Source organism: Rhodococcoides navarretei, from assembly GCF_038069675.1.
Taxonomy (GTDB): Bacteria; Actinomycetota; Actinomycetes; order Mycobacteriales; family Mycobacteriaceae; genus Rhodococcoides; species Rhodococcoides navarretei.
Window position 1 is genome coordinate 2587408 of record NZ_JBBPCN010000001.1, and the last position, 21211, is coordinate 2608618.

The 21211-nt window shown below is 65.9% G+C and carries 15 protein-coding genes; 10 read left to right on the top strand and 5 right to left on the bottom strand.

Going from position 1 to position 21211, the window contains the following annotated elements; translation table 11 throughout:
• Positions 1–62: 62 nt before the first annotated feature.
• Positions 63–896 (top strand): RecB family exonuclease, encoded by an 834-nt coding sequence (locus AABD04_RS12155; RefSeq protein ID WP_341443022.1) that lies wholly within the window; start codon positions 63–65, stop codon positions 894–896.
• 8 nt (positions 897–904) lie between these two features.
• On the top strand, positions 905–1717 hold the full coding sequence (locus tag AABD04_RS12160) for a thioesterase family protein (protein WP_423228226.1): 813 nt from the start codon (positions 905–907) through the stop codon (positions 1715–1717).
• 60 nt (positions 1718–1777) lie between these two features.
• Here the strand turns inward: AABD04_RS12160 and hisG are convergent, their stop codons facing one another.
• Genes hisG through metH form a run of 4 tightly spaced genes read right to left on the bottom strand, consistent with a single transcriptional unit; the run spans position 1778 to position 7232 of the window.
• Positions 1778–2629: an ATP phosphoribosyltransferase gene (gene hisG / locus AABD04_RS12165; protein WP_243609618.1), complete on the bottom strand. Its 852-nt coding sequence runs from the start codon at positions 2627–2629 to the stop codon at positions 1778–1780.
• A 48-nt stretch (positions 2630–2677) separates the two neighbouring features.
• Entirely contained in the window at positions 2678–2941 is a 264-nt protein-coding gene (locus AABD04_RS12170) for a phosphoribosyl-ATP diphosphatase (RefSeq protein ID WP_243593048.1), read from the bottom strand.
• A gap of 60 nt (positions 2942–3001) precedes the next feature.
• On the bottom strand, positions 3002–3670 hold the full coding sequence (locus AABD04_RS12175; RefSeq protein WP_243593049.1) for an HAD family hydrolase: 669 nt from the start codon (positions 3668–3670) through the stop codon (positions 3002–3004).
• Positions 3663–7232, bottom strand: a complete 3570-nt coding sequence (metH, locus tag AABD04_RS12180; protein ID WP_341441340.1) for a methionine synthase — start codon at positions 7230–7232, stop codon at positions 3663–3665. The genes AABD04_RS12175 and metH overlap by 8 nt, the downstream gene beginning before the upstream one ends.
• Before the next feature lie 173 nt (positions 7233–7405).
• Between metH and AABD04_RS12185 the strand changes: the two genes are divergently transcribed.
• From AABD04_RS12185 to AABD04_RS12220, 8 genes are all read left to right on the top strand, one after another.
• On the top strand, positions 7406–8299 hold the full coding sequence (locus tag AABD04_RS12185; protein ID WP_243593583.1) for a PAC2 family protein: 894 nt from the start codon (positions 7406–7408) through the stop codon (positions 8297–8299).
• Between the two features lie 100 nt (positions 8300–8399).
• Complete coding sequence (locus AABD04_RS12190; RefSeq protein WP_094629987.1) at positions 8400–8747, top strand: molybdopterin oxidoreductase; 348 nt, start codon at positions 8400–8402, stop codon at positions 8745–8747.
• The gene (gene nirB / locus AABD04_RS12195; RefSeq protein ID WP_341441341.1) at positions 8747–11236 is read left to right on the top strand and encodes a nitrite reductase large subunit NirB; all 2490 of its coding nucleotides are present in this window, start codon (positions 8747–8749) and stop codon (positions 11234–11236) included. The genes AABD04_RS12190 and nirB overlap by 1 nt, the downstream gene beginning before the upstream one ends.
• The gene (locus AABD04_RS12200) at positions 11233–11532 is read left to right on the top strand and encodes a Rieske (2Fe-2S) protein (RefSeq protein ID WP_341441342.1); all 300 of its coding nucleotides are present in this window, start codon (positions 11233–11235) and stop codon (positions 11530–11532) included. Before nirB ends, AABD04_RS12200 begins: the two co-directional genes overlap by 4 nt.
• 94 nt (positions 11533–11626) lie before the next feature.
• Positions 11627–13102 (top strand): TIGR02677 family protein, encoded by a 1476-nt coding sequence (locus AABD04_RS12205; RefSeq protein ID WP_423228227.1) that lies wholly within the window; start codon positions 11627–11629, stop codon positions 13100–13102.
• Entirely contained in the window at positions 13099–14532 is a 1434-nt protein-coding gene (locus AABD04_RS12210) for a DUF2398 family protein (protein WP_341441344.1), read from the top strand. The genes AABD04_RS12205 and AABD04_RS12210 overlap by 4 nt, the downstream gene beginning before the upstream one ends.
• Before the next feature lie 4 nt (positions 14533–14536).
• Complete coding sequence (locus AABD04_RS12215; protein ID WP_341441345.1) at positions 14537–18721, top strand: TIGR02680 family protein; 4185 nt, start codon at positions 14537–14539, stop codon at positions 18719–18721.
• Positions 18711–19949 carry a DUF2399 domain-containing protein gene (locus tag AABD04_RS12220; RefSeq protein ID WP_341441346.1) on the top strand — a complete coding sequence of 413 codons (1239 nt, stop codon included), beginning with the start codon at positions 18711–18713 and terminating at the stop codon, positions 19947–19949. Before AABD04_RS12215 ends, AABD04_RS12220 begins: the two co-directional genes overlap by 11 nt.
• Here AABD04_RS12220 and mshC read toward each other — a convergent pair.
• On the bottom strand, positions 19946–21187 hold the full coding sequence (gene mshC, locus AABD04_RS12225) for a cysteine--1-D-myo-inosityl 2-amino-2-deoxy-alpha-D-glucopyranoside ligase (protein ID WP_341441347.1): 1242 nt from the start codon (positions 21185–21187) through the stop codon (positions 19946–19948). The two genes, AABD04_RS12220 and mshC, sit on opposite strands and share 4 nt — an antisense overlap.
• Positions 21188–21211: the final 24 nt, after the last annotated feature.

Here is a 21211-nt window from a genome sequence, read left to right on the forward strand (position 1 = left end):
TCTCGACGCCCATCGACTTGCCGCTACTCGATCTCGGCGACAGTGCGCAGACGCCGCCGTCGATGTCCGGCTCCCGCAGCACTCCGGCGTTGTCGCCTTCGCGCGCAGGTGATTTCAAGCAGTGCCCACTGCTCTACCGCTTTCGCGCCGTGGACCGAATTCCCGAGGTTTCCACCGAGGCACAGGTGAAAGGAACTGTGGTGCACGCCGCACTAGAGGCCCTGTACGCGTTGCCTGCCCAGGAACGAGTGCCGGCAACTGCGCGGGGCCTGGTCGATCCGGCGTGGGAGCGGGTGGTCGCAGAGTCACCCGACATCGAATCGTTGGTTCCGGTCGACGAACGACCGGCGTTTCTCGATCGGGCCCGTGCGCTCGTCGCCGGATACTACGAACTCGAGGACCCGACTCATTTCGACCCCGAGTCCTGCGAGCAGCGGGTGGAGATCGATCTGGAGGACGGGACACCGCTGCGCGGCTTCATCGACCGGATCGACGTCGCACCCAATGGGATGATCCGCGTCGTCGACTACAAGACCGGCCGGGCACCACGCGAGTTCACCGAATCCAAGGCTCTGTTCCAGATGAAGTTCTATGCCCTGATGGTCATGCGCATGCGCGGAGTTGTTCCTGCGCAACTGAAGTTGATGTATCTGGCGGACAAGCAGGAGCTGACCTACACCCCCGACGAGGGAGAATTGCGCAGGTTCGAGCGCATGCTCTCGGCCATCTGGAAAGCGATTCTGGCTGCAGGCGAGACCGGCGACTTCCGCGCCAAGCGGGGTGCGCTGTGCAAGTGGTGCGATCATCAGGCGCTGTGTCCGGAGTTCGGCGGCACTCCCCCGCCGTATCCGGGTTGGCCCCGGGCCGCTGCCGAACAGACGGGAGCCGAGCTGTGACCCTCACCGTGAAGGCACTGCCGAACGCCTTCTTCGTACCCGCCGGTGTCGGTGACGAGGGCTACGAAAGAGTCACCGCTACCGAGCACACCGTCAGCCTGTGGGCACCGACGATGCAGCACGGAGCTCCGCCGTCGGCCCTGCTGGTCCGTGCTCTCGAGCGAGTCGACGCCAGGGAGGACACCCGCATCAGCCGCGTGGCGGTCGATATTCTCGGCCCGGTTCCGGTCGGAGACATCGAGATTCGGTCCTGGACGGAGCGCCCCGGTGCCAACATCGAACTGGTCGTCGCAGAGCTCTGGGCGGAAGGAACGTCGGGAACCGCGAGGGCGGTGGCCCGCGGCAGCGCATGGCGTATGCGCACCACGCCGACCGACGACGTCGTACACACCGGCGAACCGACGATGCGACCGGTGAGCGAGGGTATCGACAACACGTTCGGCGAACTCTGGGCATCCGGCTATCTCGATGCGGTCGCCTTCAAGTTTCTCACGGAGTTGGGCGTGCCGGGGCCCGGCCAGGTATGGGCCAGGCCCACACCCGTTCTGGTGCAGGGGGAATCGATGACTCCGCTGGAGCGACTGTTCTCGGTTGCCGATATCGCGAACGGAGTCGGTGCCAAGCTTCCGATCGACGAATGGACGTTCTTGAACACCGACCTGACGGTGCACGTGTTCCGCGTGCCGCAGGGCGACTGGATCGGGGTCTCCGCCGAGACCTCCACCGGGCCGGACGGTATCGCCATGTGTGCGGGCACACTCAGCGACGAACTGGGACCGGTCGGGCGGATCGCTCAGACGGTGTTGGTTCGCCGTCGCTGACGAGCCAGGGCGACGTCGGAGGTGTCGAATGTCCTACGTCGCCCAGTAGCCGTTTCGGATCTAGAACGCCCGGCAGGACCTGATGTCGGAGGCGAGGATCGCCTTGGCACCCAGCTCGGCGAGCTGGTCCATGACGTTGTTGTGCACCTTACGAGAAACCATGGCGCGCACGGCAACCCAATTGTCGTCGACCATCGGCGCGAGGGTCGGCGATTCGATTCCAGGGGTGATCTTCACGGCATCGTCGAGGATCGACTTGGGGCAGTCGTAGTCGAGCATCAGGTACTGCTGCGCGAAAACCACGCCCTGTACACGGGCGATGAGTTGCTTGCGTGCCGAGTCGGTGCCCGGAGTTCCTGCTCGTTCGATCAACACACCCTCCGAATCGCAGAGCGATTCGCCGAAGGCCACCAGGTTGTTCTGACGCAGCGAGCGTCCCGACTCGACAACGTCCGCGATCGCGTCGGCGACCCCGAGCTGGATGGAAATCTCGACCGCACCGTCGAGGCGAATGACTGTTGCCTCCAGCCCTCTGGCGGCCAGATCCTTACGCACCAGGTTGGGGTAGGACGTCGCGATGCGCAGTCCGCCCAGGTCCTCGGGTGCCCATTCCTTGCCCGCTGGTGCGGCGTAGCGGAAGGTGGACCGGCCGAATCCGAGGGCCAGCCGTTCCTCGACCGCGGCACCCGAATCGAGAGCCAGATCGCGTCCGGTGATGCCCAGATCCAACTGGCCGGATCCGACGTAGATCGCGATGTCCTTGGGGCGCAGGAAGAAGAACTCGACGCCGTTGGCCGGATCGAGGACCGTCAGGTCCTTCGAGTCGCTTCGGCGTCGATAGCCGGCTTCGCTGAGAATCTCGGCGGCGGACTCGGACAGAGCGCCCTTGTTGGGTACGGCTACGCGCAGCATGGAGTTTTCCTTCATCGGTGAGTTCGTAGGAGGGGTGCAGGCCTTGCCTCACAGATGTTTGTAGACGTCCTCGAGCTCGATGCCTCTGCCCACCATCATCACCTGGACCCAGTACAGCAGCTGCGAGATCTCTTCGGCGAGAGCCTCGTCGCTTTCGTGCTCGGCGGCGATCCACACTTCACCGGCTTCTTCGAGGACCTTCTTGCCCTGGAAATGAACTCCCGCGTCCAACGCTGCGACGGTGCCCGAACCCTCTGGGCGGGTCTTCGAGCGGTCGGTGAGCTCGGCGAACAGCGAATCGAAAGTCTTCACGGCTGATTATTCTTTCACGTCGTCGCTCAGGGGTACCAATTCGGTCGAAGTCGGGATGGATCAGCCCGCCCAGGCTCGCCGAACGTCGTCGGCGGTCAGGCCGAGCAGGCCGTCGCGAATGGTGTATCCGGGAGCGTCGGCCACCGCGATCTCGGACGGAACCACCAGCACAGGACACCCCGCGGTGTGGGCAGACAACGAGCCGGTGGGCGAATCCTCGACGGCAAGGCAGGACGCGGCACCCAGACCGAGTAGAGCAGCACCGCGCAGGTACGGTGCCGGGTGCGGTTTGCCTGCCTCGACCTCGTCGCCGGTGACCGTGACGTCGAAGTACTCGCGCCCCAGGGTGTCGAGCGCTCGCTCGACCAGGCCCCGCTCGGTGTTGGTGACCAGCCCCGTGGACAGACCCATCTCGCGCACGAGCGCAAGGGCATCCTTGGCACCGGGTCGCCACGGAATCCCCTCCGCGAACAGATCTCCGACGCGGGCGGTCAGCCATTCGCGACCCCGAGCCAGGTTCTCGTCGGTGGCCTCGATCGAGGCATTGGCCAGGACCTTGCGCAACGCGTCGCGCATCGAGTTGCCGAGAGTGGTCTCGCGGACCTCCGTACTCAACTCGGTACCCAGATCTCGGGAGTACTCACCGATGGCCACGTCCCAGATCTTCTCCGAGTCGAGCAGGGTGCCGTCCATGTCCCACAGGACGCCGTGCAGGTGGGTTCTAGACATTGAAGTACTTGGCCTCCGGGTGATGAAGGACGAACGCATCGGTCGACTGTTCGGGGTGTAGCTGCAGTTCCTCGGAGAGCTTGACGCCGATTCGCTCGGGTTCGAGAAGCGCGGCGAGCTTGATGCGATCCTCGAGATCGGGGCAGGCACCGTAGCCGAACGAGTAACGCGCGCCGCGGTATTCGAGCTTGAAGAAGCCCTCGGCCTCGGTGGGGTCCTCCGAAGCAACGGAATTGCCGTCGGACAGCTTCAGCTCCTCGCGCACGCGGCGATGCCAGTACTCGGCCAAGGCCTCGGTGAGCTGAACGCCGATGCCATGGACCTCGAGGTAGTCGCGGTACGCGTCGGCTGCGAACAGTTCGTTGGCGAAGTCTGCGATGGGCTGGCCCATCGTGACCAGGTTCATCGGCAGCACGTCGACCTGACCGGATTCCCGTGCGGCGGTGCGCGAGCGCACGAAGTCTGCAACACAGAGGAATCGATCACGGTGCTGCCGCGGGAACGTGAATCGGAACCGTTCGGGCGCATCGGGTTCCGGTTCGGTGAGCACCACGACGTCGTCACCCTCGGACACTGCCGGGAAGTACCCGTACACCAGTGCCGCATGCGCCAGAATGCCGTCGGTGCTCAGCCGATCCAGCCAATAACGCAGGCGCGGTTTGCCTTCCGACTCCACCAGATCCTCGTACGTGGCGCCCTCACCCTTGCGTGCACCGCGCAGACCCCACTGACCCAGGAACAGAGCCCGCTCGTCGAGCAGCTCCGAGTACTCCGACAGCGACACGCCCTTGACGATGCGCGTGCCCCAGAACGGTGGCACCGGGATGTCGATGTCGGCAGCGACATCGGATCGCTCGGGCACGACCACCGGTGCCTCGGCGGCCTTGCGCTTCTCGGCGATGCGCTTGGACCGCTCGTGCCGTTCCTTGCGCTCGGCCGTCTTCGCCTTCGCGGCGAGCGCCTCGGGGCTGTCCGGAGCCGGACCGCCGCCGCGCTTGGTGGTCATGATGGTGTCCATCAACCGAAGGCCCTCGAAAGCGTCACGCGCATAGTGCACGTCACCCTCGTAGACGTCCTGCAGATCGTTCTCGACATACGACCGCGTCAGCGCCGCTCCGCCGAGCAGCACCGGGAATTGCTCGGCGACGCCCTTGGAGTTGAGCTCGATCAGATTGTCCTTCATGACCACGGTGGACTTCACCAGCAGTCCCGACATGCCGATCACATCGGCGCGCTTGTCGATCGCAGCTTCCAGAATCGTCGAAATCGGTTGCTTAATACCGAGATTGACGACCTCGTAGCCGTTGTTGCTCAGGATGATGTCGACAAGGTTCTTGCCGATGTCGTGGACGTCGCCCTTCACGGTGCCGAGCACGATGCGGCCCTTGCCGTCGTCGTCGGTCGCTTCCATGTGCGGCTCGAGATACGCCACAGCAGCTTTCATCACCTCGGCGGAGGCGAGCACGAACGGCAGCTGCATCTGGCCGGAGCCGAACAGCTCGCCCACGGTCTTCATCCCCGAGAGCAGAGTTTCGTTGATGATCTCCAGCGGTGGCTTCTCGGTCATCGCGGAGTCGAGATCGGCGTCGAGGCCGTTGCGTTCACCGTCGACGATGCGGCGTTCGAGACGCTCGAACAAGGGCAGGCGGCCGAGTTCCTCGGCGCGGGATTCGCGCGCCGACGCCGCGGAGACCCCTTCGAAGAGCTGCATGAGCTTCTGCAGCGGGTCGTAGCCCTCGCTGCGGCGGTCGTACACCAGATCGAGGGCAGTCTCGCGCTGCTCGTCGGGAATCTTGTTCATCGGCAGGATCTTCGACGCATGCACGATGGCGGTGTCGAGACCGGCCTGTGTGCACTCGTGCAGGAACACCGAGTTCAGCACTTGGCGTGCAGCGGGATTGAGGCCGAACGAGATGTTCGACAGTCCGAGGGTGGTGTGCACCTTCGGGTACTTCTCCTTGAGCTGACGGATCGCCTCGATGGTCTCGATACCGTCGCGGCGCACCTCTTCCTGGCCCGTCGAGATCGGGAACGTGAGGGTGTCGACGATGATGTCCTCGTGGCGCAGGCCCCAGTTCTCGGTGATGTCGGTGATCAACCGATCGGCGACTCGTACCTTCCACTCGGCCGTACGTGCCTGTCCCTCTTCGTCGATGGTCAGAGCAACGACAGCGGCACCGTGCTCCTTGACCAGTCGCATGATCTTCTGGAACCGCGAATCGGGCCCGTCGCCGTCCTCGTAGTTGACCGAGTTCACCGCGCTGCGCCCACCGAGGTGCTCCAAACCGGCTTCGAGAACAGCAGGTTCGGTGGAGTCGAGCATGATCGGCAGGGTCGACGCCGTCGCCAGGCGGCTGGCCAACGCGGCCATGTCGGCGGCACCGTCGCGGCCTACGTAATCGACGTTGAGGTCGAGCATGTGGGCACCGTCGCGCGTCTGATCCTTGGCGATGTCGAGGCACTTCTCGTAGTCCTCGGCGAGCATCGCGTCGCGGAATGCCTTCGACCCGTTGGAGTTGGTTCGCTCGCCGATCATCAGGATGCTGGCATCCTGCTCGAACGGAACGGCGGTGTAGAGCGAGGAGACACCCGGCTCGGGGGCAGGCCGACGTTCTAGTTTCGTGGCCCCGTGGACCATGTCGGCAACCTGGCGGATGTGCTCGGGTGTGGTGCCGCAGCAGCCGCCGACGAGCGCCAAACCGTACTCGTTGACGAAGCCGCTCAGGGCCTCGGCCAGTTCGGGGGCGGTCAGGGGGTACTCGGCACCCTTGGCACCGAGGGTGGGCAGTCCGGCATTCGGCATCACCGAGACCGGGAGACGCGAATGCTTCGACAGATGGCGCAGGTGCTCGCTCATCTCGGCCGGGCCGGTCGCGCAGTTGAGCCCGATCATGTCGATACCGAGGGGTTCGAGAGCCGTCAGCGCGGCACCGATCTCGCTGCCGACGAGCATCGCGCCCGTCGTCTCGACGGTGACGTGGGTGATGATCGGGATGCGGACACCGAGCTTGTCCATCGCATGCTGGCTACCGATGATGGCCGCCTTGACCTGGAGCAGATCCTGGCAGGTCTCGACCAGGATGGCGTCGGCACCGCCGTCGATCATGCCGAGGGCGGCCTCGGTGTACGCGTCGCGCAGCCGGGCGAACGGGGCGTGTCCGAGAGTGGGGAGCTTGGTGCCAGGGCCCATCGAGCCCAGCACGTAGCGGCCCATTCCATCGCGGCCGGGGCCCATCTCGTCGGCGGTCTCCCGCGCGAGCCGGGTGCCCTTCTCCGCAAGTTCGCGGATCCGGTCCTCGATGTCGTAATCGGCGAGGTTGGGCAGATTGCAACCGAAGGTGTTGGTCTCGACGGCGTCGGCACCGGCCGCGAAGTACTCGCGGTGGATCTCCCGCAGGACATCCGGCCTGGTGTCGTTGAGGATTTCGTTGCAACCTTCGAGACCGATGAAGTCGTCGAGAGTCAGCTCGGCGTCCTGGAGCATCGTGCCCATCGCGCCGTCGCCGATGACAACGCGACGTGAAATCGCATCGAGCAGACTGGGCTTGTGTTCAGCGGGCATCACTACAGAGTAGTGGGCACCGAAGTTACGTCGGGTCGTAGGCTGTCGTGGTGAGTCCCCGAAACCTCGATGGCCAGTCCCCGATCGACGACGGTACCGAAAATACGGACATTTCAGGTTCTGGATCGGATGTGCCTCTCGATGCTGCATTGATCGAGGCAGTCCACGACGCTGTGGCCAACGCCACAGACCTCGACGATCTCGACGACGACATCCCCGAGTTGCGGTCCCCCATTCTGGTCGCGGCCTTCGAAGGCTGGAACGACGCAGGCGATGCGGCCAGCGGCGCGGTCGAACATCTCGAGCTGATCTGGGACGCCAGCCCACTGGCCGAATTGGACTCCGAGGACTACTACGACTATCAGGTCAACCGTCCTACTGTCCGTCAGGTGGACGGTGTCACTCGCGAGATCGAGTGGCCGTCGACTCGACTGTCGGTGTGTTCACCTCCTGGCAGCTCGCGCGACGTTGTGCTGCTGCGCGGCATCGAACCGAACATGCGCTGGCGCAGTTTCTGCGACGATCTGCTCGAATTCGTCGAGCAGCTCGGCGTCGAGACCGTGGTGATCCTGGGAGCACTGTTGGCCGACACTCCGCACACCAGGCCCGTTCCGGTGACCGGTACCGCCTACAGCACCGAGTCGGCCGAACAGTTCAATCTCGAACAGACCCGCTACGAGGGGCCGACCGGAATCACCGGAGTGCTGCAGGACGAGTGCGTCAAGGCCGGGGTGCCCGCGGTCTCCTTCTGGGCTGCTGTTCCCCACTACGTCTCGCAGCCGCCCAACCCCAAGGCCACCGTGGCTCTGCTGCAGCGGGTCGAGGACGTGCTCGACATCGAGGTACCGCTCGGCGAACTGCCCGCCCAGGCCGAGGAATGGGAAGAGGCGGTGACCGAGATGACGAAGGAAGACGAGGAGATCAGTGAATACGTCCGCAGCCTCGAGGAGCGCGGCGACGCCGAGGTGGACATGTCCGATGCGATCGCCAAGATCGACGGCGACGCCATCGCGGCCGAGTTCGAGAAGTACCTGAGGCGCCGGGGTCCGGGCAACTTCGGGCTCTGACCGAGCGCACACGAGGGACCGGCAGCCGGTGAGGTCTTTCTGATCCCGACGTAACGTCACCGCAGCGGTGGCGTCACCCCGACCCCGCAACCTCGTGGGTATGGCCAGCACACCGCGATTCCTGCACGGCATTTTCTCCTTCACCGGTAACGGTCTGGACAAGCCCGAGCTGATCGATCCCAGCCTGAGCTTCGTCGTCCCCGAGGGTGCGACGGCTCAACCCCTGTACTTTCGCGGCGGAAACTCGAGCGACGAGCTGGTGGTCGTGACCCTGCTGCGCGACGGCAGCCCGATGCGCATGTTCCCGATGGGTGCCAAGAGCGGAGTGAACATCCCGCTGCGGGTGGTCGAGGACGTGGATCCGGACACGGTGCTCGAACTGGTGATCGCCGCCCCTGCCGGTACCAGCGGAGAGGTCGTCGTCGATTTCGGTCTGGTGCTGATCTGATGACCGCGAGCAAGCAGAGACTGCTGGTGGTCGGCAACGGGATGGCCGGTGCCAGGGCAGTCGAGGAGATCATCAAACGCGACGGCAGTTCGCTGTTCGAGATCACCATGATCGGCGACGAGCCGTACGGCAACTACAACCGAATCATGCTCTCGCACGTGTTGTCCGGCGAGGCCACCGTCGACGACGAGGATCTGATCCTCAATCCGATGAGCTGGTACAGCGAGAACGCAGTCACACTGCACGCCGGGGACCGCGCGATCTCCCTGGACCGGTTCTCCAAGACCGTCGTCTGCGAGAGCGGTCGGTCCGTCGACTACGACGTGCTGATCATCGCCACCGGCAGCAACACGTTCTTTCCGAACATGGACGGTCTGCGCGAGTCCGACGGCAGGCTGGCACGCGGTGTGTTCGGCTTCCGCACCATCGCCGACACCAATGGGATGCTGCAGATGGCGCAATCGCGTGACGACGTCTCGGCCGTCGTCATCGGTGGCGGTCTCCTCGGACTCGAAGCCGCGTACGGCTTGCGCACGCAGGGCCTGGAGGTGGACGTGGTGCACTCCCCCGGTCATCTGATGAATCAGCAGCTCGACGAGCGCGGCGGACGTGTGCTGCGCAACAAGATCGAGTCACTCGGCGTCGGCGTGCACACCTCCAAGCGGACCACCTCGGTGTTGCGCTCCGAGGACGGCGTCGTCACGGGCGTGGGGTTCAACGACGGCAGCTCGCTCGCCGCAGACATGGTCGTGGTCACCGCGGGCATTCGTCCCAGTGTGGACTTCGCCCGCGCGGGTGGGCTGGTGATCGAACGCGGAATCGTCGTCGACGACCAATTGCGTTGCGAGGACGAAGGATCCATCTATGCCGTCGGTGAATGCTGCCAGCATCGCGGCGAGGTCTACGGCCTGGTCGCACCGCTGTGGGAGCAGGCCGTCGTGTTGGCCGACGTGCTCACCGGAGCCGATCCCACTGCGGCGTACCACGGTTCGCGCCTGACCACCAAGCTCAAAGTGGCCGGTGTGGACGTTGCCTCGATGGGAATCACCGCCCCCGAACGCGACGACGACGAGTTCGTCCAGTTCTACGAACCACGCAGTGGCACGTACAAGTCGGTGATCGTGCGGGGCAACAAGCTTGTCGGCGCCACCCTGTTGGGCGACATCTCCAAGGCCAATTTCCTGACTCAGGCATTCGACGAGAAAGTGCCGTTGCCCGACGAGCGCATCAGCATGCTCTTCGACATGGGAACTCCCTCTACGGCAACGGGAGCCGCCGAGTTGGCCGACGACGTTCAGGTGTGCAACTGCAACGGCGTCACCAAGGGTGCCATCGTGGCCTGCGTGCACGCGGGCGCGAAGAACCTCGGCGACGTGACCGCGAAGACTCGGGCGGGCAAGGGGTGCGGCTCGTGCAAGGGCCTGGTCGAGGACATCATCGCGTGCGCAGCAGGCGGTGCCGTCGAGGCCGATCCCACAGCGGACTGGTACGTCCCCTGCATCCCCATGACCAAGCCGGAATTGATCGACGCCATTCGAGCTCAGGATCTTCGGGCGGTGTCTGCGGTGTTCGCGGCGCTGGCGACCGGCGGTTTCGAGGACGCCGCCGCCAAGATGCCCTTGGCGTCGTTGCTGCGCACGGTGTGGGGCCCGGACTGGGTGGACGAGCGCGGCGCGCTGTTCATCAACGACCGAGTCCACGCCAACATCCAGCGCGACGGCACGTTCTCGGTGGTGCCGCAGATGAAGGGTGGCGTCACCACCCCGGATCAATTGCGCAAGATTGCCGACGTCGCAGACAAATACCACGTTCCGCTGGTCAAGGTCACCGGCGGGCAGCGTATCGACCTTCTCGGCATCAAGAAGGAGGACCTGCCGAAGGTGTGGGGCGATCTGGACATGCCCTCGGGCTTCGCCTATGGCAAGAGCATGCGCACGGTGAAGACCTGCGTCGGCAGCGACTTCTGTCGCTTCGGCCTCGGCGACTCGACGGCTCTGGGCATCGCCCTCGAAGAGCGGTTCCAGGGCCTGGAGACTCCGGCGAAGTTGAAGCTCGCGGTCGCCGGCTGCCCGCGCAACTGCTCGGAGGCACTGTGCAAGGACTTCGGCGTCGTCTCGGTGGGCGAGAACAAATGGGAGATCTACGTCGGCGGCGCGGCAGGCGCACACATCCGCAAGGGCGATCTACTGGCCACCGTGACCGGGGCCGAGGAGGTTCTGACCGTGGCAGGCAGGTTCATTCAGCACTACCGCGAGAACGCTCAGTGGCTCGAGCGAACGTACGCCTGGGTTCCGCGTGTCGGCCTGGAGGAACTGCAGAGCGTGCTGATCGATGACCGCGACGGCATCGTCGCCGGACTCGACGAGCGAGTGCAGGCATCGGTGGACGGGTACATCGACCCCTGGCAGGATCGCGCGGCACCCAAGTCGCCCGCCCAGTTCACCCCGTCGCTGCCCCTGCTTCCGCTGCCGCAGGTGCCGGTCCGATGAGCGTGCCGGTGGGGGCCGTGGAGGACCTGACACCCGGCGAGGGACGGGCCTACGTCGTGGACGGCAAGCAGGTTGCGGTGTTCATGCTCGGCGACGGCTCGGTGCGGGCGATGGACGCCGTGTGCCCGCACAAGGGCGGGCCACTGGCAGACGGTCAGATCGACGGATCCATCGTCGTGTGTCCGCTGCACCAGTACACCTTCTCGCTCGACGACGGCACCTGCCCCAGCGGCATCGACTCGGTGCGCACCTACCCCGCCGCAGTGGTGGACGGAAAAGTGACCGTGGACCTGTAACCGGCACGGTTGAACGAGCGAGACCCTTACCCCCTACCCTGTTCCAGTGAGCGAATCAGGCGAGGACGCGCGGCAGGGGGTCGTGAACGCGTTCGTGGAGGAAGATCGTCTCGGTCTGTTCTCGTTCGCCGTTGCCGAGAAGAGATCCGAGTACCTGGCCGTTCTCCGGGCGTTCGACACCGCACGAGCCAACTATGTCGTCCTGCTGCACTCGGGAGACGTGGCCGACCTCATCGCACGCAACCCCGGTCGGCACGATGCACTGACCACCCTCGACATCGCGCCCCTGCTCGACCAGCTTCACGCGTGGGGCCTGCTCGAACGCAGCTACGACGGCACCCGTGCCGCGACGCTCGCCGAGTACCGCAACCGCCACTTCGTCTACCAGTTCGGCCAAGCCGGCTACAAGGCCTACCGCGCGGTCGAGGACGTGCTCGGAGCCCGCCTGGACGACGCTTCTCTGTCGCGGCTGGTGCTACCCGAACTGCTGGCCGACATGCACGAGCTGGCCGAGGCGAACCGTCAGGCAGACGGCGATCGCATCTACCGCAAGCTCAGCCGACTCGATTCGACGCTGTCGGAGATGGCGACCCGCGCCGCGCACTTCTACCTGGTGCTGGGTGACCTGGTGCGCACCACCGAGATCACGCCGGAGTCCTTCCTGGTACACAAGGACGCCCTGCTCACGCACATGCGCGAGTTCAGCTCGGATCTGACCCGCTACGCCCCGAAGCTGGCCGAGGCGATAGCACTCGTCGAAAGCACCGGCATCGCGGAACTCATCGACCGGGCCGCGATCAGCGACGAGCGAGTCTTCCTCACCGTGGACGAACGCCGCGCCGACTGGACCGATCGCTGGGCCGGTCTCTCGCACTGGTTCGTCTCGGCCGAGTCCGAACTGAGCGAGTCCGAGCGACTCCGCGAGGGCACGATGAGCGCGATCGCCGCCGTGTTGGCTCTGCTCCGCCGCGTCACCGAAACCCGCAAGGGCGGCGTCAGCCGCGAGAGCCAATTGCGCCATCTGGCCGGATGGTTCGCTGCCGCTCCCACCGAGGACAGCGCACACGCGCTGTTCCACGCCGTGTTCGGCCTCGGCCGACCTCGACACCTTTCGATGGTCCATCCCGATGCCGACATCATCTCGACGTCTCGATCGTGGTGGGAGGCACCGCCGGTCGAGATCTCGCGCACGCTGGCCGAGACCGGACGCACCCCGACCCCAGGCGTTCCGGGGCGGGTGCAACGCAACGACGGCGGAATCCGACGGCTGCGCGAGCAGCAACTCGAGTCGCAGCGATCACGCAGTGCCGCCGCGCAGTCCCTTGCCTCGGCGGGGATCCACGATCGCATCCTGAACGAGCAGGAAACCGAGGTGCTCTTGAGCTTGTTGAATGCCGCATTGACCGCGCGAGTGCGCGTGAGCGGGCGCACCTCGGACTCGTCCGGCTCCGACAGTGGCGTGCGCCTGACACTGAGCGACAGCGACCGTTCGACGATCGTGCGGACCACCCGAGGCCGACTGCATCTGGACCGCCTCGCGCTCGACGTCAGTGAGGTCGCACGCCGATGAGGGCCCGCGAAATATCCTCTCTCGCACTCGATTCCTACCAACGGGCCGCCCGAGTGGCGTTGTCGAATCACCTGGTCACCGCGACGTACCCGGATCGGATCGCGCTGCCACTACTGCGCAGGTGGGCCACCGAGTTACGCGAGGACCTGCTCGAACTCTTCGGGTATCGCCTCGAGGTCACCGAGACGACCGCACGACTGTTCCCGGTGCTCGACGGACTCGACGACAGCCAACCCGCCCGAACGTCGACCGACCGAATCTTCGATCGCCGCAGATACGCGTACCTGGCGTTGGCGCTTGCGGCACTCGGCCGGGCCGGCAATCAGATCACGCTGTCCGAACTCGCCGATCACGTTGCGGCCGAGGCGAGTCAGGTGGACGGGGTCGAACTGAAGACCGACCGAGCAAGCGACCGAGACGCGTTCGTCGACGCGATCGGCTGGCTCTCGATCCGCGGCGCCATCGCGTTGGCCGACGGTGACGCGACCGGCTGGGCGAACAACCCGTCCGCAGGCGAAGCGCTCTACGACATCGACCGTCCCGTCGTCGTCGCCATGTTCCGGCCGCCCCGCGCCGTGCAGCACCTGCGGTCGATTCGTGGTCTGCTGGCCGGCTCGGATGCCCCGATCGATCCCGAAGATTCCGATCTCGGACACACCGAGTCCGGGCGTGAGGCAGATCCGAAGGAAACGCTGCGTGCGGTACGTCGAGCGTTGGTCGAACAACCGGTCGTCTATCTGGACGATCTCGACGTGGACGGCCGCACCGCCCTGGCGGCGTCGCGCACCGTTGCCGACATCGAACTGCTGACCGGCCTCGTTGCCGAGCGTCGCTCCGAGGGGGTGGCCCTCATCGACACCTCGGGACGGCTCTCGGACTTTCGATTCCCCAGCACCGGAACCATTGCCCAGGTCGCGTTGCTCATTGCGGGCGAGATCTCGGACCGGGTGATCGATCCCGATGCACCCGCGCTGGCGACCTACCCCCTCCCGGCCGGTGACGCCCTGATCGAGCAGTTGGACAGCGCCATTCCCGACGGCGGGATCTTCGGCGATCTCGCCGAATTCGGGTTCGGTTCCGATGCAACGGCATTCGTGGATACGGAAGAGAAGAAGCTGTATCCGTTGATCGAGGACAGTTGGCTGACAACGGTCGTCGACGATCTCATCGAACGATTCGGTCGTACGTTCGCAGCGCAGTGGCAGACCGACCGGGACGGTCTGCGTACGCGAGCGATTGCGCTGCTGCATCGACTTCGACTGATCCACAGCGTGTCCGGCGGCGTGTTGGTGCTGCCGGTGATCGCACGCTACCGCGACGTGATGGTCAGCGTGCGTGATCGAACGCCGCAAGATTCGTTGTTCGGCAGCGAACAATCCCCCAGCACCGCGCAGCCCGACAGTCACGATCCATCCGAAGTAGAGGCCTGAGTAGATGACCGCACACTCGACACGCTTTCGGCCGACGCGAGCCGGGATCGTCAACCTGTGGGACTACCGCGATCAGGAGTTCTCCTTCGCCGACGGTCGCCTGGTGCTGCGTGGTCCCAACGGATCCGGCAAGACCAAAGCGCTCGAGGTGTTGTTTCCGTTCGTCCTCGACGGCCGCATCGAACCGCGCCGGCTCAATCCCTTTGCCGGAGAGGAGCGGACGATGAAGTCCAACCTCCTCTACCGCGGGCAGGAAAGCGCGCACTCCTACGTGTGGATGGAGTTCGGCCGCGGCTCACGCGAAGACCCCGAATCGGTGACGGTCGGCATCGGAATGCGGGCGAGCCGCCACAACGACAAGGTGACGCGCTGGTACTTCGTGGCCGACGGCCGAGTGGGCGTCGACTTCTCGCTGCTGGGTTCCGACGACCGGCCGTTGACGAAGAAGCAGCTCGGCGAACAGCTGGGCACCGACGCGTTGACCGATCGCCCGGTCGACTACCGCGCCGCGATCGACGCCCGCATGTTCGGGCTCGGTGCCCAGCGCTACGACCAGCTGATCAACCTCATTCTGACGTTGCGCCGCCCGCAGTTGGCCAAGAACCTCGACCCCAAGGGGCTCTCGCAGGCGTTGACCGACGGGCTGCGGCCGTTGGACGAGCAGCTCGTTCTCGAGGCAGCGCGCTCCTTCAGCGACATGGAAGAAGTGGGCCGGGCGCTCGAAGGACTGGCGCAGGCCGACCACGCCGCCAAGAACTTCGTCTCGGTGTACTCCAAATATCTTCGGGTGCAAACCCGTTCGGATGTCGAGCAGGTCTCGCGCCGACTCGAGGCGGTGACCCATGCGACCACCGCACACTTCGCCGCTGCCGCACTGAAGGATCGGCGGCTGCTGGAGCGGGCCGCGGCTGAAACCCGTTTCGACGAGGCGGAACGTGCACTGGATCAGGCCGTCGCAGACCGCGAGACCTTGCAGCGCTCGAGCGCGTACGAGGGCAAGCAGCAACTCGACGACCTGGCCGAATCCGCGGCGAAGTTGGAGGTCTCGACGGCCCAGCAGGCCGACCGCGCACGTAAGGCGCAAGCAGAATTGGAACAGCGCACCACCGAGGCGGCTCGGGCCGACTCCGCACTCCGGGACTCCGTTGCCGGGGTGACCCGCGCAGAGGAAGAGCTGCAGACTGCGGCCGAGGACGCGGGCATCGTCTGGACACCGCTGCCGGGCACAGCCCGCAGCGATCAGATCAGCACCGCTCTGCGCGGCCATGCCGAGGAGCGTGACGGCGACGTGCGGGCGGTACGTGAGGCGCTGGGAACCGTCGAGAAGGCGTCGACGGAACGCGCTCGTGCGGAGAAGGCCGCCTCGAAGGCTCGCGAGCTGCTCGAGGCCGCGTCGGCAGCGGTCACCGAGGCCGAGGCGAGCGTGGACGTGGAGAAGGCGCAGTTCGCGTCGGGCCTGCGGGCCTGGTGGTCGACCAATTCGGCGCTGTACTCCTCCGCGGGCATCACCTCTGCCGCGTTCGATGCCCTCGACGCGGCCTTGGCAGGTATCGGCGACGACGACGCCCCGAGCCTGGAATCCGTTCTCGCCGAACAGACCGCAGACGGGGTCGACGCCATTCGCGCCCGGCAGGCTCAGGCGCGGGTCGACGTGACCACCCGAACGACCGAGCTGAGCACGCTGAACGACGAACTGGCGCTGGTGCGAGCCGAACACGACGACGCTCCGCCGCCGTTCGCCGCGCGGACCGACTCTCGTGCGGACCTGTCGGGAGCGCCGCTGTGGCAACTGGTTCGCTTTGCCGACTCGGTCTCCTCCGCCGACGCGGCGGGGATCGAATCCGCGCTGCAGGCGGCGAATCTTCTCGACGGCTGGCTCCACCCGGTCGCGGACTTCCCCGTCGACTCCAGCTCGGAGCAGTATCTCTCACCGCTGCCGAAGGCCGACCGGCCGGCCGGCGCCACCTTGGCATCGGTGCTCGAGCCCGAGCCCGGTACCGCCGTACCCGAATCGCGGATCCTCGAACTGCTGAACTCGATTGCACTGCAACCTGATACGAGCACCGCCGCCGACCGTGCGGTCTCGGTGGGCGTCGACGGCCGGTACTGGCAGGGGGTGCAGCAGGGTCGCCACACCAAAACCGACGCGGAGTACATCGGTGCGACGGCGCGGGCGCGTCGGCGAGAGCAACGCATCGCCGAACTCGGCACGGCGATCGACACCGCAACAGCCGCGCTCGAGACCGCGACGGCCGATGAGCGGACTGCGCGTGAGTTGGTGCACGCGCTGAACGCGGCCGCCAAGCAACTTCCTCGGATCTCGGCCATCGTCAAGGCGCAACGTGCCGTCACAGCCGCCGCAGGCGCGCTGCGTACCTCCAAGGAGGGGGCCGCAGCGGCGGACCGTGAGTTCGACCTCTCGATCGCAGACCTCTCGGCGAAAGAGAAGCAACTGCGTACCGTCGCCGTGGCTCATCGCACCCCGCACATCGGCCGCGACATCGATGCCCTCGCCGCGGCGATTCGGCACTTCGAGCATCAGGGTTCGGCGGTGATCCGCAAGCGCAGCGATCACACCCGCGAGGCCGAACGCGCCCGAGAGGCAGCCAACCGGCTCGACGAAGCGAGCGGTCTGGCCGAGGAGCTCGCCGAGGAAGCCGCGATCGCGGACGAAAGCTATCGGCAGCAGGTGCAGCGACTCGAGCTGCTGACCGAAAAGCTCGGTGCCACCGCCGAACAGATCGACACCGATCTCGAGAACGCTCGCGAGCGCATCGAGAAGTGTCGCGCGGAGCAACGAGCCGCCCGCAAAGCGGACAAGGAAGCCGGTGAAGCGATCGGCAAGGCCGAGGGAGCGTGCAACACGGCGCTCGAAAGCCTGCGCGGTGCCGTCACCGAAACCCTGAACGATGCCGGACGGCTCGCGCCGTACGCTCGCAAGGATCTACTGGCCATTCTCGGCGTCCACGAGGCGTATGCGTGGCCGGCCAGCGATTCGGCGTGGCTGAGCGTCGAACAGATCTTGTATCGCGTCCAGCAGGCCGACGGTCCCGACGACGAGGTTCCGGTACTTCCGACGGTGGTGCGCGCGCTGCATTCGGCGCTCGATGCGGCGACGGCGTCGGTCAAAGTGAGTGACTCGAGCCGAAAGTCGACTCGGACGGCGCTGACGAGCGCGCTGCAGGAGTTCGACTCGCAACTCGCCGCCTCGGGTCAGGACTACCGTCTGCAGTGGGATGCGCCCGACGGTTTGACCGTGGTCCGTGTTCAGGACGAGCAGGGCTATTCGTCGGTCGGTGATTTCGCCGACCGAATCGGTGCGGCGAGGGCCGATCAGGAGTTGCTGCTGACCGAGCAGGAGCGCCGGATTCTCGAAGATGCACTGCTGACCGGTCTGGCGCAGCAGATTCACGAACGCACCGTCGACGCACGCGAGCTGATCGCGCAGATGTCCGCCGAGATGAAGCAGCGCCGCATGTCCTCGGGCAACACGATCGGTGTGCACTGGGTGCTCGCGGACAACCTCGACGACGGGGCCCGGGCGGTGTCCAAGCTGCTCGACCGCGACGCCTCGGCGTTGAACCAGGACGATCTGGCCGCGATGCGCGCCCACTTCGCGTCCGAGATCAGGATCGCTCGCGCGGCCCATCCGGAACGGTCCTATCCCGAGATCCTCTCCACCACACTGGATTATCGCCGCTGGCGCGTGTTCGCCTTCACACTCATCAGCGGCGACGGCAACGAGGATCGCCTCACCGTCGCACGCCACAGTGCACTCTCGGGCGGTGAGCAGTCGGTCTCGCTGCACCTGCCACTGTTCGCCGCGGCACACGTGATGCTCTCGTCCGCCGATCCACATTCGCCTCGGTTGCTCGCGCTGGACGAGGCCTTTGCCGGTGTCGACGACAACGGCCGCAGTGAATTGCTGGGCCTCAGTGTGCAATTCGATCTCGATCTGTTCATGACCGGATACGACCTGTGGATCACCTACGGGGACGTCCCCGGCTGCGCCCACTACGACCTTGCACATTCGACAGCCGAGAACACCGTCAGCGCAGCACTTCTGGTGTGGGAGAACGGCGAACTGTTCGCCGAACACGACGGTACCGACCTCGCGGCCGCACTCGGATCACCGTTGACGCGCCGCGTGCCGACCCGAACCGAAGGTGGGCTGGAGTTTGACCGGTAACGACGAATGGCGGGGCAGCGTCGAACTGGCTGCGCTGCTCGATGCGGCACGAAAGAAGTTGGAGTCGAACTGGCTTCGCGTCGGCGGCAACATCACCGTCGACTTGAGCGATGCCCCTGAGCTATGGCGTCTGTGCAGCGCGATCTCTCGGTCCAATTCCAGTCTGCATTCTCGGGCGCGCAGCACCAGGCTGGACCTCGAGCGGTTCGACGCGTGGCTGAGCCATCCGCTCAACGGTGGGCTCGGACTGATCGACACCCTCACCCAGCAGGCCCCGCTGCAAGACAAGAAGCGGACCGCAGCCGACAAGGCTCAGGTCCGCGCGGATGCGCTCGACCGTGCCAGGGATGTTCTCGGCGGCGGTACCGATCGCGAGTGGATCGAGCACTGGATGGCGTCGCTGCTCAATCAGGACGGCACCCTCGGGGGCCGCGTCGCCGTCGAAGCGCTCGCGGTGGCGACACAGGTTCTCGCGCTGCTTCCGGTGGACGGGATGTCTCTCACCGAACTCGCGGAGCTGGCCTGCGGTGACACGAAGGCGCTTTCGGGCGGCGGTGCCCCGAAACTCGTCCTCGACGCGTTGTCGCTACGCGAGAACGTACCCCGCCCCGTCGATCCGGTCGGCATCAGAGCGCTGTGGGAAACCGCAGGCGTGTCCGTCGATCCGCTGTCCAGCCGCGTGCTGGTGCTCGGCTACCGCGTCGACGAGACCCACACCGTGGCTCGTTGGCTGAACGATGCAGCAGACGAGGGCATCCCCTTCCCCGTCACCGTGGACATGCTCACTCGCGGTCCACTCACCAACACCTCGTCCACGGTGTTCGTCTGCGAGAACGTCGCCGTGCTCGCCGCCGCAGCCCGCACCCTCGGCTCGAACTGCGCGAGCCTGATCTGCACCGACGGCCAGCCCTCCGCAGCGGTGCACCGGCTGCTGGCCTCCCGCGCGCCCGGCACAACGATCGAATGGCGGGCCGACTTCGACTGGGCCGGAGTGCACATGGTGAAACGAGCAGTGGACCGGTACGACGCGTCGCCCTGGCGGATGGACGTCGACTCCTACCGGCGCGCACTCGATGCACGGAACTCCGAACCACTGAAGGGGCATCCGACCGACAGTCCGTGGGATCCGGAACTGACTGCTGCCCTTCGCGATTCGGGCCGAGCAGTCATGGAAGAACGACTGATCCCGGATCTGTTGACGGATCTGCGAACCGGAGGTTCGACCTAACGCAGCGGCACTCCGAGCAGCGCGTCTACCGCATCGGCGAAGGCACCTGGTGCGCCCGCATCCGATCCGCCGCGCTCGACTGCGAAGCTCGCCCAGGCGTCCAGAGCGTCGAGTGCCTTGGGGGTGTCCAGATCATCGGCAAGATGTTGGCGCAACCGGTTGATCACGTCGTCGGCCGAGGCTGCGCTGTCGAGCGCAGCAGCCCGACGCCACAGCGCGAGTCGGGTGTGCGCGCGTTCGAGTACCTCGTCGGACCACGGCCGATCCTGGCGGTAATGGCCGGCGAGCAGACCGAGTCGTACGGCTGCTGGATCCACATTCTCGGCACGGAGTTTCGAGACGAACACCAGATTGCCGCGGCTCTTGGACATCTTCTCGCCGTCGAGCCCGATCATTCCGGTGTGCACGTAGTGCCGGGCGAAACGCGGATCACCGGTCGCCGCCTCGGCGTGCGCGGCCGAGAATTCGTGGTGCGGGAAGATGAGATCGCTTCCGCCGCCCTGGATGTCGAAGGCGGTACCGATGCGGTTGAGCGCGATCGCAGCGCATTCGATGTGCCATCCGGGCCGACCCGGACCCCACGGCGACGGCCACGACGGCTCGCCCGGCCGCGCCGCGCGCCAGAGCAACGCATCGAGTGGATCCCGCTTACCGACCCGATCGGGATCGCCCCCGCGTTCGGCGAAGAACGTATCCATCGTGGCGCGGTCGTAACCGGACTCGTAGCCGAACTGCTCGGTCGCATCGGCGCGGAAGTAGACGTCGGGGTACTCGGCGTCGTCGACGACGTAGGCGGCACCGGCCGCGACCAGCTTCTCCACCAGTTCGACGACCTCGTCGACGGATTCGACGGCACCGATGTAGTCGCGCGGAGGGAGCACCCGCAAGGCTTCCATGTCGGCGCGGAAGAGTTCGATCTCACGAGCTCCGAGATCGCGCCAGTCCTCGCCGTCGCGGTCGGCGCGCTCGAACAGTGGATCGTCGACATCGGTGACGTTCTGCACGTAATGCACGTCCGTACCCGCGTCCAGCCACAACCGGTAGATCAGGTCGAACGTCAGGTACGTCGCCGCGTGCCCGAGGTGGGTGGCGTCGTACGGGGTGATTCCGCAGACGTACATCCGAGCCGTCGAACCGGGGGTCACGGGCCGTACCTGGCGGTCTGCGGTGTCGAACAATCGAAGCGCTGGACCCTGTCCTGAAATTGTCGGGATCTCCGGGCTCGACCAAGAATGCATGCAGCCGAGCCTATCCGAGCCCGA

Coding starts and splice junctions, on each gene's coding strand:
- AABD04_RS12155 (WP_341443022.1), top strand. CDS start 63: ATGTCCGGCTCCCGCAGCACTCCGGCGTTGTCGCCTTCGCGCGCAGGT.
- AABD04_RS12210 (WP_341441344.1), top strand. CDS start 13,099: ATGAGGGCCCGCGAAATATCCTCTCTCGCACTCGATTCCTACCAACGG.
- metH (WP_341441340.1), bottom strand. CDS start 7,232: ATGCCCGCTGAACACAAGCCCAGTCTGCTCGATGCGATTTCACGTCGC.
- mshC (WP_341441347.1), bottom strand. CDS start 21,187: ATGCATTCTTGGTCGAGCCCGGAGATCCCGACAATTTCAGGACAGGGT.
- AABD04_RS12215 (WP_341441345.1), top strand. CDS start 14,537: ATGACCGCACACTCGACACGCTTTCGGCCGACGCGAGCCGGGATCGTC.
- nirB (WP_341441341.1), top strand. CDS start 8,747: ATGACCGCGAGCAAGCAGAGACTGCTGGTGGTCGGCAACGGGATGGCC.
- AABD04_RS12190 (WP_094629987.1), top strand. CDS start 8,400: ATGGCCAGCACACCGCGATTCCTGCACGGCATTTTCTCCTTCACCGGT.
- hisG (WP_243609618.1), bottom strand. CDS start 2,629: ATGCTGCGCGTAGCCGTACCCAACAAGGGCGCTCTGTCCGAGTCCGCC.
- AABD04_RS12200 (WP_341441342.1), top strand. CDS start 11,233: ATGAGCGTGCCGGTGGGGGCCGTGGAGGACCTGACACCCGGCGAGGGA.
- AABD04_RS12175 (WP_243593049.1), bottom strand. CDS start 3,670: ATGTCTAGAACCCACCTGCACGGCGTCCTGTGGGACATGGACGGCACC.